Here is a 15017-nt window from a genome sequence, read left to right as displayed (position 1 = left end):
CAGACTCCTCCTACTGAGTGGCGGAGCCGGGCAAGGCTCGCTCAATGTATCCAATGACCTGATCAAATAAAACAGCAAGGACAGCGGCACCAATCGCGCCAGCCACAATTTTGTCGTTCCGGGTACCGCCTGCAGAAATCCCTTCAAAAATTAGATTGCCTAGACTAGTTGCTCCAAAAAAAGAAGCTAACGTGGCCAAACTAATGGTCGAAACCGTTGCAATGCGGATTCCTGCAAATATGACCGGTAAAGCAAGGGGGAGTTCAACCTTAAGTAAAATACTGCGATCGCGCATGCCCATGCCGCGAGCGGTTTCAATGACAGCGGCATCAACGCCGTCAATACCAACCGCCGTGTTACGGATAATCGCCAGCAAAGAATACAGGGTGAGGGCAATAATCGCCGCCTTAAACCCAATACCTACCAGCGGCACCAGCATACCAAACATCGCTAAGCTGGGGACGGTATACAACATTCCAGCAAGTTTAATGACCGGATCATAAAGAACGCGTACACGCGTGATTAAAATCCCCAATGGCACACTAATTAGGACAGCAAGCACCAGTGTCACCAATGTGATCAACAGGTGTCCTCCCAAAAAATCTAGCACTCGGTCAGGACGTCCTACACCAGGCAGGTAATACAGCAAACCATCTTTGATACTGACTAGAAAACGAACGAAATTTTCCATTATTACACTGGGGTTAACGGCCTATTTTACGGAGGTAGTCAGAACCTTGGAGCGTTTGATCAGACGCTGGGCATCGTCCGCTGAGACCAGTCCCACTAAGTGGTGCGCGCTGTCAAGCACAGGCAAAAGACTTATCCCATAGCTCAACATTACAGAGAATGCATCTCGCATGGTGGCTTCCTCTTCAGTTGTCGTAATAATCTCATGCACAATCTCATGGGCATATTTACCCGGATGAGCTTGTGCACCGTCAAGGGTGACATAGCCAATAAGCGTTTGAGCATCATCAACGATAAATATGCTATCCAGGTTGTACTGCTGCATGCGAGTGGCCAAATCCGACGCAGACTCATTACATTGACCTTGAATTAGAGTGGTCTGCATCACCTCACCGACACGCACCAGGGTAAGCTTTTTTAAGCCTCGATCTGAACCGACAAAATCTGCAACAAAGCGGTTAGCCGGATTGGACAGAATATTAGTCGGTGTATCAAACTGTTGCAGGACTCCCCCGACTTGCAAAATACAGATAAGCGTTCCCATTTTGAGGGCTTCATTGATGTCGTGAGTAACGAACACAATGGTTTTTTTCAGCTGCTTTTGCAGACGCAGGAATTCGTTTTGCAACCGATCCCGAGTCATGGGGTCAATGGCCCCAAAGGGTTCATCCATCAGCATTACCGGTGGATCAGCCGCCAGTGCTCTTGCCACACCCACGCGCTGACGCTGCCCCCCTGAAAGCTGTCGAGGATAGCGATCGCAAAACTGCGAAGGATCTAATCCAACAATGTCTAAAAGCTCATTCACACGACGATCAATGCGCCTCTTACTCCAACCCAACATTTGAGGAACAAGGGCAACATTGTCTCGAATTGTGAAATGGGGAAATAGACCGACCTGCTGAATAACGTAACCAATATTGCGACGGAGCTCAATCGTATCCTGCTTCAGGATATTGCGTCCCCCAACAAAGATATTGCCACTGGTGGGTTCAATCAGACGGTTGACCATTTTTAGAGCCGTTGTTTTGCCACATCCAGAAGGACCAATGACGACACAGGTTTCACCTTCAGGCACAGCAATCGTTAACCTCTGAACCGCAGGCTTGCCTGAACTGGGATAGTATTTCGTGACATCATCAAATTGAATCATTGGTACCATTGCATTTACCTGGATTGTGAAAGATCAATACCAGCTAGTTGAGAACAGTCATTCTTAAGATTTAGTTCTTATTACATTTATTTTTATAGTGTGATTGTTAGGGATAAGAGTCATACCACAAGTCCATATCCTTGACTGTGTCTCGTCAAGCTACAAAAGACACCTTCTCATCTTTAATGCCACACCACAAGTAATTGGCAAAGATATTGTCAAAGCTTAACCTCAGAAGAATATTAATAATAATTGAATATTTGGCTCTTAAAACACCTTGATTCGAAGGTGTCTGAGCATTCATGAACAACTCCCTTCTAAGCTGATTGGCTCTCTTCAAAGAGATGAACTCACCTAAAAACAATTAATTGGGGTGATATATCTAAATATCAATTTGAGGTCAAGGGCTAAGTTGTTCCATACTACTTTAGTAACATAGATATTACAGAACAACTTTCTCACTAAATCAAGAGTAAACTAACGATTGTTTTTGAGCAATGAACAACTCCAGTACTCAATTGAGCTGATCATTAATGGTGATAATCACTTTCTGTTATCCCAGTTCTGGGGAGTAGAAAAGAGTTCTTCTATATCAACGACTCTGTTGCATCCACTTGCCCTAGCTGTTGCAAAAATAGTTTTATTTTTTTTAACAGCTAATCACCCCTTGTTGCTGCTCCTTTAGAGGCTATTGCACAAAACCTGAACCCTCTAATACATAAGGATTTAGCCATTGTTTCTTGTAGATAAACACGTCTATACTCACATCATCTGGACACAAGGAGTACCCCATGAACCAACGCCCCAAACGACAACCCAAACGACGGCCCAGACGACAACGACGTTATCGCCTTATCAGCAGTAGCATGCTTATACTCCTCGGTTTCAGCCTTGGTATCGGCCTTCGCTTCCAAGCCAAAGCTGCCTCAGCCAAGAAAGACCTCTGCCAGGATATAATATCCAGCCAAGCCGTTCTCTCACGACAACAGCTTATCCAATTGCTCACGATCCCCGAACGAGAAAATCGCCAGGCCATCGAAGCCATTGCAGAAGAGCCTTACTGCACACTAACCACCCTTGAGGTGAGGGCTGGGGTCATCGCTGAACGCACTGCCTATCCCCTGGCATTTGATCCCAATACCTGGTTGGTTGTGCTTTACGAAGAGGAGGAGTATGTCGGCTATGGCTTTAAACTTCAGCACTAAACACATACTAAAAATCACTGGTGGTGCACTGCTCACTCTGCTGACGGCCTGCCAGTCAGATCCCCCAACTCGCAACATTACCATTCAACAAACCTGGGAACTCCAGGTGGGTAATCAGGTAGGAGATTATCGCATTAGTAGCGGTCTTGGGGACGTTACTCTTGAATTGGATGATGATCCAGTGCGGCTACCCTTTGATGGCCAAGTCCAGCCTATGGATCCGCATTGCATTGCGATCACCAGCCCCGAGGTGCCCGCTTATCTGTTTCGACTCTGCGGCATCAATAGCCCCAAGTTGGGGCAAAACAACAAAGGTCACATCATTGGTCGGGCTCAGCAGCTAGTTTTTGCCGCTTTTAGAAAAGAACCTGATGGTACTTGGGCACTGATCGAACCGGCCACTGATCTGATTGAACAATTTCTGACGGAGTAATGCATCATGACCTATCGCTGGTCAGTTCACTGGTCAATTCCTATGGGTATTGTCTTACTGTGGGCCGCTCCGGCTCCAGCCAAAGATATTGCCCTGACATTTGATTCACCAAAGGCTCATCCTCCCCAACGAATCAAAAACACAGACAACAACAACGCAGTTAGTCTCAGCTTTGCGCCCAAGCCTCAAGGGGCACCAGTACCAGTTACCCAGGTTCTCCATACTTTAGACACGTTATTCCACGGCGGGAGCAACTCCTTAGTTGCTCGTGCTGTGGGCAGTGCTGAGGGCACCCGCACCCCCGACGGTGGCTATACCTCTGCTTACTACGGCCATATAGATCCTGGCAACCACAAGTGGAATCTGGGCAGCTTTTCTTATCAGCATGGAGCCAACTCCCCTGGCGAAGCCGATAACAAACAGCTCCAGCGCCTGTACAACCAGGCTATTGAGCTCCGGCAACAGGCTAGTGCACAACAGATCACTCTATCCCTTGCTGAGGAACTCAACGGCATCGATCTAGCTAATCAGGCCCCCTTAGCGGCTCTAGATCGAGGCTATATCAATTGGCTGGCAAAGCTCTACAGACGTGATAACACCAACATCAACCTGCAAACAATGAGTGCAACCGACCGCATTATCTGGGCCAGAACCCATGCATTTCTTGATCCCGATAGCGGTCACTGGAATGCCCCTGGTCTAGGTAACACCCTAAACTCCATCCGCTGGGACCAGGCTAGACGGCAACAGGCTGTGCAACAGGCAATTGAAATGAACTCAAGCAGGTGAGCCACAACATCGCTCACCCCTAACTCTAAATCAACAAACGTTCTGCTGAGGGATGGGAATGGTGAGGGATGGGGTGATGGGGGTGAAGGCTAGGATGTTGATTGGCTATTTCTGGGGTGAGGAGGCTTATGCGATTCTGGGGATATATTCGCTGGATGGCTTGCATATCAAACTATTGGGCACTGTTGTCTCCCCCTTGAGAAAAGGGGGCTTCTTAAGCTTGTGGAAGTTTAGGTGTAACTGAGCCGATTACAGACTGTTGCCAATCAGGTTAAATCCGGCCCATTCTCTGGGAGTACGACCCTGTTCAATTGCTTGTAACATAGCTTGACGTAGGGCTTGGGCATAAGAAAGATGAGGATTTTTGGTCACTTGTTGATAAAAATCTTGCATCAGGTCTGCTGTTGGGGCATCGGGAACTGCCCATAAAGAAACCATCACCTGCTCTGCTCCGGCTAGCAAAAGAGAACGGGATAACCCAACTACGCCATCGCCCGTAATCTCACCACGTCCAGTATCACAGGCGCTTAACACCACTAGCTCTGCTGATAAGGATAGGTTGGCAATTTCTGTTGCCGTTAGTAAGCCGTCCTGACCATCTCCGGCAGCTAACGCGATCGCACCGGGGACCGTAATCGATTCATCCTCACCAGCGTAATCCAGTAATCCATGGGTCGCTAAATGAATCCATCGGGCATTGGCCAATTGAGGAACTACGGTTGCTTCAGTTGCAGCCTCCCCTAGTAAGGGAGTGGTATTGAGGAGGGGTGCGATCGCAATCGCTTCCTTCTCGGCCCCTGGCAATGGGGCCAACTCAAACCCTGGCACCTCTGGCATCGTTGGGTCACCCACTACAACAGCGCCAGACCCACTGGCAGGTTGGATTAACCCTAATGCTTGTAAAGAGGGCGCACTGAGTAGGGTATGGTGCTCAATAAGATAGCGATTATCATCATCCAGTAAGGCAGCAAACGGCACCAGCAACAAACTTTCCTGGGGAATAATCACAACTGGCTCAGTGGGGTCTGGGGGTAAATGCTGGCCAATGGGAGCTATTAATATATCGTGGAGCTGGCGTAATGAGTTACCTTGTTGTTCCGGATCAAACGTAGAAACAACCTTAATGCCACCTCGACCCAGTACCCCCAAGTCTGAACGAGCATCAGCCACCAAATCACCCAGGGCAGGATAGTCTGTCAGGTCAACCTGCTCAAACTGAATCTCTCCGGTGGGTTGTACCACCCAGATGAGGAGCTCCATAGGCTGATTTTGCAGTTGATTATCCCGTCGCTGGGGTGCAAAAATCTCTTGGTTATCAACAATGAGGGCATATTCTACTACCGTAATTTGCTGCTCTTGGGCAATTTGTTTAAGACCTGCCAGGGTGGGCTTTGGTTGGGCAGGTGGTGGGTTCTCTTTTGCCAGCTGTTCAACAAACGAGCGGGCGCGCCCTTGTTCAGTCACTTCCAGGGCTAACTCAGGCTGGCCTTGGGCAACCAATACCTGCTGCAGGGTGCGATAGGTTAATACCTGGGTATCAAACAACTGAATCCGACTTTGATCATCGGTACCCAGGGTAGAGCGTTGGTCTTCCCACAAACGAATGGCTTGTTGTAGGTAGATAGCAGCTTCGTCCAGACGGTCATCAAGAAAGGCCACATTACCCAGATTATTGAGGGTTTGGGCAGTCCCTAACAGACTACCTGCCGCCTGTTCCGCCTGTAGCCGCTGTTGCAGCAGGTCGGTGGCTTGGCCATAGTTACCCAGGGTGGCATGGGCTAACCCCAGGGTGCCTAGAACATTGCCAATGAGGGTCGGGTCACCCGTTGCTTGGGCTAGTGTTAGCGCCTGGGGCAAGGTTTCTAGAGCTATCTCGGGTTGTTTTAGCGCCAGCTGGGTTTCACCAACGTTGGCCCGTCCTATGGCTTGAAAATAGGGATCTTCTAATGCTTCTGCCCGGGTGACAACCTGTTGATGATACGTCAGGGCTTGGGGATAGTCTCCCTGGAAGAAGTAGGCGGTGCCCAGACTTTGGGCAGCCTGTATTTGGAGGCTTGGGTTTTGGGTTAACATTGCAACCTCCTCCAACTCCTGTGCCGTACTCAACAGACGATCATAATTGCCTAGAACAGAATAGGTGACTGCCAGCAAACTCAGGGCCCTAGCCTGGTTCAGCGGGTCTGTTTGAGAAAGGGCCAAACTCTGCTGCAAATAAGACTCAGCCACATCAAACTGCTCGGCCTGCACGGCAGCACTGCCTAGATTGCCGAATGCCTGGGCTGTGAGCGATGGATCACCTAGCTGTTGGGCGACATTGAGCTGTTGCTGGTAGTGGGTGATGGCAGCGGTATAGTCAGCGGCACTAAAGGCTACCAATCCTTGTTGACCATAGATCAAAGCCAGGGTTTGCCAGATCAACGATAGAGAAGCCGTGTCATTAATCTGTTGGTAGAGACTGAGGGCGGTTTGGAGAGAGTCAATAGCATCGTCTAAACGGTTTTCACCATAGGCGGTGACACCTGTCTGGAGTAAACCATCAGCTTGATCTTTTAGCTCCTGAGAAGAAGCTGTTTGGGCGAGGGTTGATCGTACGCTATTTCCAGCAGGTGTACTACTGGCAGCAACGCTGCCAGGGATCAATAGCAGCAGACAGGATAGGAGCAGACAATAACGGTGGAGCATAGGGCACTGGCATTGATGCGGACACTTCTGGGGCAAATGTCGTTGTTTTTAGCTAGGCTTTCAAATAAGGCTGATTGTTGAATTGCTCTAAGTTTTGGTGGGTTTTGGCTTTTTTATTATAGAACTGGAGTATAGGATCTTGATTGGCCAACACTTTAGGCAGGTATAGCCAACATTTTGTTAAGTCTAACTAATTTAATATCAATCATTACCATAGATTGAGAGTCGCTTTAGATCACAGTCGTCCCATTGATGTGCGGTCATTTTTTAACTGTTGTCAGCATCCTTGTGCCATCTGAATGAAATCTTAAAATTACAGCTCGTTCGAATAACCTGGGTGCATCGAGCGGTAACGATAGATGTAGTGCAAAGAGTGCATCAACGGATCACCACATTGCAATTGACTTCGTTTATCAGATTGGTTTTAGACTAACCCATGAAGAAATTAGTATTCTCTTCTATCGTTGGCATTGGTATTCTTTTTACCAGTGGATTGAACTGGCGACAGCTACAGTCTGCTAAAGCAGATGTAACGATTCGGCGTTCAGCCCCTACATTCACCCTTGACCCCAGCGAACTTGATCTTTCCACATCGGCGTTTGTGCCCGATAATCTGCCCATTTCTAATGAACCTGACGGCGGTCGTGGCATCATTGGCCCTGATGACCGTACTGAGGTGCGCCTACGCGCCTACCCTTGGACAGCCATTGGCCGTTTAGATGGCATGACCCAGGACGGTGGCCGCTACCATTGCACCGCCACCCTAATTGATGTCGATATTATTCTGACTAATTCTCACTGTGTCATTGACCCTGAAACCAGTCAATTTGCTGCTCGGCTAGTCTTTTCACCGAATGTTATCGATGGCACCGTTAGTTCCCCCCTAGACCGTGCAGAGGTTATTGACGGGCTGCTCGGTACAGAATTTCAAGACCGTAGTGATCCCCCCCATGAGGATGATTGGGCCATTCTGAAACTCAATAAATCCCTTGGGGAACAGTTTGGGACTATTCCTTTAAAGGCGATCGATACCCAAACCCTTGTGCAAGGGACCTACCGTAATAACCTGATCATGGTGGGTTACTCCGGTGACTACCCTGCAGTACTTCCCGGTCTCACTGCCGCCGCCCATATTGGCTGTAGTATCACCGCTGAGGCGGAGGAAGTGATTTATCACATTTGTGATACCTATGGTGGTTCTTCAGGTGGCCCGCTTTTAGCTAAGGATGGTGAAGACTTTAGCATCGTCGGTTTGAATGCAGCCGCTCAGCTAGATCGTGAGGAGCGTGGAGTCGTTAACTATGGTGTCAAAATCTCTCGTATTCTTGATCGCTTTCCTCAGCTAACAAGTCGATAAAAATAGCCAGCCATTTACTCTGTGCCATTCACTCGGTGCCACTCACTCTGTGCAATTTAATCTATATGGATCAAACCTATCGCCTTGTTGTTACCCATGTGCAGCAGATCTGTCTCTTTGATCTGACCTGGGGCGATGGCATGCAGCTTACCGCCCAGGTGTCCTATCCTGAAGAACTCACCCTATTACACCAACGCTGGCAGCGGGCTTACTACAATTTCTATCGTGCTTTGCAGAAGACCAATGCAGTGGGTGAGTCATCGGCAATGCGGGGACGAACGGGGGCTGTGGGGCAAGTGCCTGTCGCCCAAACCGACTTGCGGAGTCAGCTGGGTCAGGCTGAGGTACGCCTATTGACGGTGTTTCAAAGTTGGCTGGAACGGCGTGAGTTAATTGGCATTCGTGAACAGTTGAATCGGCGTGGAGAGGGACTCCAACGTGGGGTTACGTTGTACATTACCTGTGCTGCTAAGGAGCTGCGAAGATTGCCATGGGAGACCTGGGAGCTGGCCCGAGGCTTTGGTCAAGGACCACCCATGCGGATTACACGGCTGCCTGCCAATATTTCTGTGGCGGCAAACCCACCGAAGAAGCAACGACGTAAAGCACGTGCTCTGGTGATCATTGGTGATGATACGGGACTGGATTTTAAGCAGGATTTAGATGCTATTGATCGGTTGAAAACACTGGTAACTATTCAAAAAATTGGCTGGCAGCTGGGGCAGAAAACAAATGCTCTGATTGATCAGGTGCGAGATGTAATTCGTGACCCAGAGGGGTGGGATATGCTGTTCTTCTTTGGCCATAGCAATGAAATGGCTGAACTCGGGGGAGAGATTGCGATCGCACCCAAAACCACAATCTCCATGCGCGACCTGGAATCTGATCTCACGGAAGCTAAACGCAACGGCCTCCAGTTTGCCCTGTTTAACTCCTGCAAAGGCTTAGACATCGCTGATCGGCTAGTGGCGCTGGGGCTAAACCAGGTAGTCATCATGCGAGAGCCGATCCACAATGACGTCGCTCAATACTTTCTATTACAGTTTTTACAACAGTTATCCCAATATGCCGATGTGCATACAGCTCTACAGGAAGCAACAAAGGCACTGAAAGCTGAAAAGACAATGGCCTATCCATCGGCCTATTTAGTGCCCTCTTTATTTAGCCACCGGGGTGCGCAGCTCTTTCGACTCCAGCCAGTGGGTTGGCAAGCTAAGCTAACAGAACTATGGCCCAGTCGAAAACAGGGGATGGCGCTGGGTGCGATCGCAATTCTCTCATTGCTACCGCCGGTGCGAGATAGGCTGATGGCGGGTCGCCTATGGACCCAGGCAGTTGCTCGTCAGATAACAACTCAACCTCTCCAGGCAAATGTTTCTCCCCCCGTGCTGTTGGTCCATGTGGATGAAACATCCATTGCCAAAGGGATTCCTGACGGTGATGCCAACCCCATCAATCGAGCCTACTTAGCTAAGCTACTAGACCGGATTGTTGAGTTAGATAGTCAGATCATTGGTATTGATTATCTGTTAGATCGGCGTCAGGATGAGAATAATGCCCGCTTGACAAAAACCCTGGAGAAAGCAGTCAATGAGGGTAACTGGTTAGTGCTGGCCAGTGATTTGCTAGATAAGCAAGAGATTGGCCCTTCAGAAGGGTTGGCTAATCCGGCATGGAGCATGCAGGGGTTGACTAAGGCTCCGGCTTCCTGGCACCTAAAAGCACTACAAATCGGTCAAGATTGCCACAGCCGTTGTCCTTTCAGTTACCTACTGGCAATTACCCATGCAGCAAGGGAGACACCAGCTGGCAAAAGCCTGACCCCCTCCTTAGACAGAACCCACAATCTGCGTAAAGAATTATTTGAGACGATTATAAAAGACAATAATTCTCCAGTCTTATATCAGCTATTGAACTATCGCCTGTCACCGATTTTAAGTCTGTCTCGGTGGATAGAACAACGCTGGTTCCATCCTATTTTAGATTTTTCAATGCCGCTCAGTCATATTTATGATCGCATACCAGCCCATGCGTTATTAGAAGAGGATATACAAGATTTATCTGCTCAATATGACTGGCAAAACCAAATTGTATTAATCGGTTCTGGTGGCTACAACGAGGCGGGTATAGGCTCTGAAAGTGACTATGTGCCGAATCCACCAGCCATTCAATTTTGGCGAGACCAAACCCAGGACTTGAGTAGTCGATTCACAGGGGTAGAAGCTCATTCGTATATGATTCATCATTTTTTAAATCAGCACTGGATGATACCGATTCCTGTTTTGTGGATGGTAGGAATTGGCACCATTGTAGGTGCGATGTCTGCGCTAGCTATGCAACGGGATCAGCAGTTACGACACTATCGCTGGCTAGGGCTCATAGGTTTCAGTGTCGGATATGGGCTATTCGGGATTGTCGTGTATGGTGCAGCCTCGATTGTTTTGCCCTGGCTACTGCCTACGGCCACTGTGTGGGTATATCACATACCCGGTTTGCAACGTTGTAATCAGGAGAAAAATCTATGACGATTCACTTCAAGGCCATGGGGCGCATGGGGTTGGTTAGTGTTGTTGCCCTATGCCTGGGCCTGGGGTTGGGATCAAATGCTAGCGCCCAAAACTCCTCTAGCGATTTACGCAGCCGCTTAACTAATATTTGGAGCCGTATTGTTAGGGATGATGAGGACAGGGAAAGAAGTTTGGTGTCACGGGGACCGCTATGTGTGCTCTCACCCACCCATCTGGGTGCAAATACTCCTGAGATCTGGCATGATCAGCCTGTGATTGTTTGGCAACCTGGGGCAGTGGCTAAAGTCTCTCTAGCGGTTGACTCAAAGAGTCCTTTTTGGGAATACACACCATCTGCTGATGAAACCCATGTAATTTATGATGGTGACCCCTTAGAACCCGGAGAAACCTATACGTTAGGAATATATGCCATTGAGAACGCAGATCCTACCTTAATTCCTAACTTTCAAATGGTCTCAGCTGAGACACGGACATTAATTAGCAATGAATTGGAGAGTTTTTCTAGCCCGAATGAGTCAACGGTGTCTAATGCTGAGTGGACTGCGATTCAGCAGACTGAGTATTTTGTGGAGCATAATTTTCCCTACGATGCGATTCAAGCTCTCTTTAGTGTAAGGGAGCCATCGGCTGAGCTGTTGGGAATCCAAGAAAAGATGATTGAGAAGGTGTGCACCTCTTCTCAAGATTAGGGCACGCTTATATTCAACAGAACGGTGCGCACTAACCAGTATTATCTGATTAGTGCGCACCTGATTTTTTTAACGCTTTTTCTTAAACCCAAGTAATCCCAACCCAAAGAACAAAATTATCATCACCATCCCTGGTTCAGGCACACTGACTACCTTGTCAGATGGGTCTGTTGGATGATGGGGAGGGCGACTACGAGCAGATGTCGGAGGTATATCCCTACCTTCAGGCAAGAACTCTTTGCCTAAACGTGGTTGGGGAGACAGGTCTGGCGGTAGCTCCTCTGGGTCAAAACTGATAATGGGTGTTTCAGGCGTTGTTTCCACCTCATCCTCAGGAAACTGAAAATTAAACTCAGGCTCGTCAGGTTTCTTTTCTGACTCTACTACTGCTGGATAAGGCTGTTGCCGTAAGACTGGAGTCTTTGGCAACGTCTTAGGTGTGGGAAGCTGTATTGGGTTACCTGGAACCGTTGGTAAAATTGGCTCAGGGGGCTGTCTCGGAGCATCAGGTACAGTGGCATCTATGGGTATTGGCTCAGGTCCTTCTGGTAGTGGACCAGATCCTTTAATGGAGGGCCGATCTGGATTAGTCAGAATAATCGGGCGTTCAGGACTATTGCGAAAATAAGGTGGCACTGTCACCTGGGGGGTAACCTCCAGACTGGGGGCAACGTCAAAGTTCGTATTGAGTTCAGGATAGACCTCAATTGTGGGCGAGACGGTAATCTCTGGGTTAAGTTCAGGGTTGAATTGCAGTTCAGGAGAAAAAATCATCCTAGGATCAACCGTAACTGGAGTTGTTACCGTGATGTCAGGATCTACAGATACCGTAGGCAGTTCAATATGAATGTTAGGAATCTGGCTATCGGGACGAAAATCAGGAACAGGTTTATCCAGAGGCTGAGACTCATTGGGTAGGTGAAAGATATTGGTATTGAACCAATTGTTAAACATGTCAAAGACATAGGTATTGCCGGACAGCAAAATGAAACTTAAACTGCCAGCGGCGGATAGTGCGATCGCAGGTAACCCATATTGGAGTAGCTGCCGCAGCACGATTTGAGCTTTGGGCATGGGAGTCTCCTCATTGAAGAATCAGGGACTGAATAGCTGCTACGAGCCACTCAGCAAGGGTTACTTCTTCGTTGTTAAAGCTTATTCACACTTGAGAACATTGTGGATCAGTGAAGTGGATCAGTGAATAAGTCCCTTCAGCTCAGAAGTAACGACGGAGAGTGGATTGAGGATTGACTGAATGCTAAAGCAATTACTTCCCTGGATTCTGATGGCAACGGGTGCGTTTACAGGGGTGTCCCAGCCAGCGGCAGTGGCAAATAATCAGCCCATACTTGCCCAAAATCCAACGCTCACTGCGGATCAAGCGGATCAAGAAGAACAGCTATCCTACACCTTCTATGGCCAACAAGTTCCCCTGGTGGAACGTTCAGATCAAATTGCGGTGGAGTTTAAGCCTGTTCCCTCCTTTACCCGTGACCTTAATGAACCGGCCTATTTACGGCTACAGCGAGACCTGACAGCGGCCACTAGCTTTAGTCGAGAGGCACATAAAGCGGATGTCACCGTGAAACCCCTGGGGAAACGCTATGCTCTGGTGGAACTGCCCCATGGGCTGGATGAACAATGGGCACAGCGGCTGAATCAAGCCTATGTGCAGGCCACCCTACCGGTGCTGAGTCGGGAGAATATGACTGAATCCATTGTGGTCACCCAGGAAATAGTGGTGAGTTTTGAGCCGAGCATTGCTGATGAAACGGCCCGCCGTTTGTTGGCCCAATATGGTGTAGACGTATTGCGATCGCTACGATTTAGTGAAGGACGCTACCTAGTGCGGGCCAATAATGTGTCAGGCACAGCAGTGCTGGCAGCAGCCAACCAGCTAAGGACTTTACCCAACGTTCAATCGGCCACGCCAAATTTTGTTCAGTCCATCCCGTTTGATGTATCCACATTGGATATTCTCTCTATGGACGACCCCCAACGCACCAATGGTCCAGAAAATGTATCGAATGTATCTGCGGCCCATGAGACGTCCCCATTTCCTAACTCATTGTTGCCATTGCAGTGGCATTTAAACAGTCGGGCTGTGCGGCCTCGCCCCTACCCACGGGTAGACGTGCGGGCAGTTGAGGCTTGGGAGACCACCCAGGGAGAAAATGTGGTGGTAGCCGTTATCGATAGCCTGATCCAGTGGGACCATCCTGATCTGGTGGACCGAGTGTATACGGTACCAGAGACTATAGCAGACCGGCTGCCAGACGAAGAATATGGTTGGGATTTCTCAAATAAAGAAATAACCTGTGCAGGGAGTGAAAACTGTGCTCTAGGAGATGCCGATACCCGCATTAATGAAGAGGAGTTGGCCTATCTGAGACCCCATTTTCAGCGCACATTTACATTAGGGGCTGCGGATCTGTTGGCAGCCTATCCAAACCTGGCGCAACAGATTGCTAGGGTCATGCCCACCGCCTCAGAAAAACAACAGGCAGACGTTCTGCGGCGGATTATTCAGTTAGAGATTGGCAATGAGTTTCATGGTACCTGGTCAGCTGGGATAATTGCGGCAAATCCTGCGGACCGTCAGGGAGTAGTCGGTGTTGCCCCTGAGGCACAGTTCTTGCCAGTGCGCGTATTTGGCCTGGGGGGAGAGATTACTGTAGCGGCACTGATTGAGGCCATGGGTTATGCGGCAGCAAGAGATGTGGATGTGATTAATCTGAGCCTGGGGGGATTGTTACCGGACCAGGAGCTTAGCGATCAAATATTTCAGATACTGGATGCACATCCAACCATGGTGATTGTCGCTTCGGCGGGAAATAGCCAGCTGGATGGAGTATCTTTTCCGGCGGCGTTGCCAGGCGTAATTTCGGTGGGGGCAACAAATGTACGGGGGAACCGCAGCTATTACAGCAGCTATGGAGCGGGACTGGATGTGGTAGCCCCCGGTGGTGAGACAAACCGTGAGCAGGCGGGCGGTATTTTGACGGTTGGGGGTACCTGGGTGCCTGGTTTTTGGCAGGGTATGGAGCCACCACAGACGAGTTGGGGCTTGACGTTAGATCCGTTGGGACAATATGTGCAGGTACAGGGGACGTCGTTTTCGGCCCCGGTGGTGAGTGGAGTGCTGGCATTAATGCGCTCGGTGAATGGGGCGCAGCAATTGAGTCGAGATGAGCTGGGGGCAATTTTGGGGCAGACGGCGAATTATGGGCCGTTGGCACTGAGTCAGGCGGATCAGAATCGGTATCGGCTGCAGGCATCTGCTGGATTTGGTACAGCAGTCGATTTTCCATTTGTGCGGCCTTCGGGCATTAGTGGGCCGGTGGAGGCCATTGCACCGGAAGTGTATTTCTTTGGGCAGGGGCTGGTGGATGCTGTGGAAGCAGTTGAAGCCGTGATGGAGGTGGTTGAGAAGAAAGGTTAATAGTTGGTTGAGTTTTTGGATGGGTGGGGGTCATAGTGAGGATGGCCCC

11 protein-coding genes are annotated in these 15017 nt (G+C 49.3%); 7 read left to right on the top strand and 4 right to left on the bottom strand.

The window, feature by feature from the left end; all coding sequences use genetic code 11:
- Positions 1 to 10: 10 nt before the first annotated feature.
- Both SPB21_RS33560 and SPB21_RS33555 read right to left on the bottom strand, forming a co-directional pair.
- The gene (locus SPB21_RS33560) at positions 11 to 691 is read right to left on the bottom strand and encodes an ABC transporter permease (protein ID WP_163669206.1); all 681 of its coding nucleotides are present in this window, start codon (positions 689 to 691) and stop codon (positions 11 to 13) included.
- A gap of 21 nt (positions 692 to 712) precedes the next feature.
- Positions 713 to 1852, bottom strand: coding sequence for an ABC transporter ATP-binding protein (locus SPB21_RS33555; protein WP_163669204.1), 1140 nt, complete (start codon positions 1850 to 1852; stop codon positions 713 to 715).
- Positions 1853 to 2634: 782 nt separating this feature from the next.
- Between SPB21_RS33555 and SPB21_RS33550 the strand changes: the two genes are divergently transcribed.
- From SPB21_RS33550 to SPB21_RS33540, 3 genes are read left to right on the top strand one after another with little or no spacing between them, the layout of a single operon-like run.
- On the top strand, positions 2635 to 3048 hold the full coding sequence (locus SPB21_RS33550) for a hypothetical protein (protein WP_499869405.1): 414 nt from the start codon (positions 2635 to 2637) through the stop codon (positions 3046 to 3048).
- Positions 3026 to 3481: a hypothetical protein gene (locus tag SPB21_RS33545; RefSeq protein WP_163702207.1), complete on the top strand. Its 456-nt coding sequence runs from the start codon at positions 3026 to 3028 to the stop codon at positions 3479 to 3481. The genes SPB21_RS33550 and SPB21_RS33545 overlap by 23 nt, the downstream gene beginning before the upstream one ends.
- Positions 3482 to 3487: 6 nt before the next feature.
- Positions 3488 to 4270 carry a hypothetical protein gene (locus SPB21_RS33540; protein ID WP_499869403.1) on the top strand — a complete coding sequence of 261 codons (783 nt, stop codon included), beginning with the start codon at positions 3488 to 3490 and terminating at the stop codon, positions 4268 to 4270.
- Between the two features lie 249 nt (positions 4271 to 4519).
- On the opposite strand, the gene SPB21_RS33535 is transcribed toward SPB21_RS33540, so the two are convergent.
- Positions 4520 to 6952 (bottom strand): CHAT domain-containing protein, encoded by a 2433-nt coding sequence (locus SPB21_RS33535; RefSeq protein ID WP_499869401.1) that lies wholly within the window; start codon positions 6950 to 6952, stop codon positions 4520 to 4522.
- A 436-nt stretch (positions 6953 to 7388) separates the two neighbouring features.
- Here SPB21_RS33535 and SPB21_RS33530 point away from each other — a divergent pair, with 436 nt between their 5' ends.
- The 3 genes from SPB21_RS33530 to SPB21_RS33520 all read left to right on the top strand — a co-directional run bounded on the left by SPB21_RS33530 (position 7389) and on the right by SPB21_RS33520 (position 11526).
- Positions 7389 to 8309 (top strand): trypsin-like serine peptidase, encoded by a 921-nt coding sequence (locus tag SPB21_RS33530; RefSeq protein WP_163702201.1) that lies wholly within the window; start codon positions 7389 to 7391, stop codon positions 8307 to 8309.
- 65 nt (positions 8310 to 8374) lie between these two features.
- Positions 8375 to 10834, top strand: a complete 2460-nt coding sequence (locus SPB21_RS33525; RefSeq protein WP_499869399.1) for a CHASE2 domain-containing protein — start codon at positions 8375 to 8377, stop codon at positions 10832 to 10834.
- Positions 10831 to 11526 carry a hypothetical protein gene (locus SPB21_RS33520; RefSeq protein WP_499869397.1) on the top strand — a complete coding sequence of 232 codons (696 nt, stop codon included), beginning with the start codon at positions 10831 to 10833 and terminating at the stop codon, positions 11524 to 11526. Before SPB21_RS33525 ends, SPB21_RS33520 begins: the two co-directional genes overlap by 4 nt.
- Positions 11527 to 11595: 69 nt before the next feature.
- On the opposite strand, the gene SPB21_RS33515 is transcribed toward SPB21_RS33520, so the two are convergent.
- Complete coding sequence (locus tag SPB21_RS33515; protein WP_499869395.1) at positions 11596 to 12600, bottom strand: hypothetical protein; 1005 nt, start codon at positions 12598 to 12600, stop codon at positions 11596 to 11598.
- Between the two features lie 181 nt (positions 12601 to 12781).
- Between SPB21_RS33515 and SPB21_RS33510 the strand changes: the two genes are divergently transcribed.
- Positions 12782 to 14968, top strand: coding sequence for a S8 family peptidase (locus SPB21_RS33510; RefSeq protein WP_499869393.1), 2187 nt, complete (start codon positions 12782 to 12784; stop codon positions 14966 to 14968).
- The last annotated feature ends 49 nt before the right edge of the window (positions 14969 to 15017 follow it).

It is taken from the genome of Leptothoe sp. ISB3NOV94-8A (genome assembly GCF_043421595.1).
Taxonomy (GTDB): Bacteria; Cyanobacteriota; Cyanobacteriia; order Phormidesmidales; family Phormidesmidaceae; genus Leptothoe; species Leptothoe turfae.
The sequence above is the reverse complement of the archived record's forward strand: the minus strand, read 5'-3'. Positions and strand labels throughout refer to the sequence as shown.

Coding starts and splice junctions, on each gene's coding strand:
- SPB21_RS33545 (WP_163702207.1), top strand. CDS start 3,026: ATGGCTTTAAACTTCAGCACTAAACACATACTAAAAATCACTGGTGGT.
- SPB21_RS33555 (WP_163669204.1), bottom strand. CDS start 1,852: ATGGTACCAATGATTCAATTTGATGATGTCACGAAATACTATCCCAGT.
- SPB21_RS33540 (WP_499869403.1), top strand. CDS start 3,488: ATGACCTATCGCTGGTCAGTTCACTGGTCAATTCCTATGGGTATTGTC.
- SPB21_RS33525 (WP_499869399.1), top strand. CDS start 8,375: ATGGATCAAACCTATCGCCTTGTTGTTACCCATGTGCAGCAGATCTGT.
- SPB21_RS33520 (WP_499869397.1), top strand. CDS start 10,831: ATGACGATTCACTTCAAGGCCATGGGGCGCATGGGGTTGGTTAGTGTT.
- SPB21_RS33530 (WP_163702201.1), top strand. CDS start 7,389: ATGAAGAAATTAGTATTCTCTTCTATCGTTGGCATTGGTATTCTTTTT.
- SPB21_RS33560 (WP_163669206.1), bottom strand. CDS start 691: ATGGAAAATTTCGTTCGTTTTCTAGTCAGTATCAAAGATGGTTTGCTG.
- SPB21_RS33550 (WP_499869405.1), top strand. CDS start 2,635: ATGAACCAACGCCCCAAACGACAACCCAAACGACGGCCCAGACGACAA.
- SPB21_RS33510 (WP_499869393.1), top strand. CDS start 12,782: ATGCTAAAGCAATTACTTCCCTGGATTCTGATGGCAACGGGTGCGTTT.
- SPB21_RS33535 (WP_499869401.1), bottom strand. CDS start 6,952: ATGCTCCACCGTTATTGTCTGCTCCTATCCTGTCTGCTGCTATTGATC.
- SPB21_RS33515 (WP_499869395.1), bottom strand. CDS start 12,600: ATGCCCAAAGCTCAAATCGTGCTGCGGCAGCTACTCCAATATGGGTTA.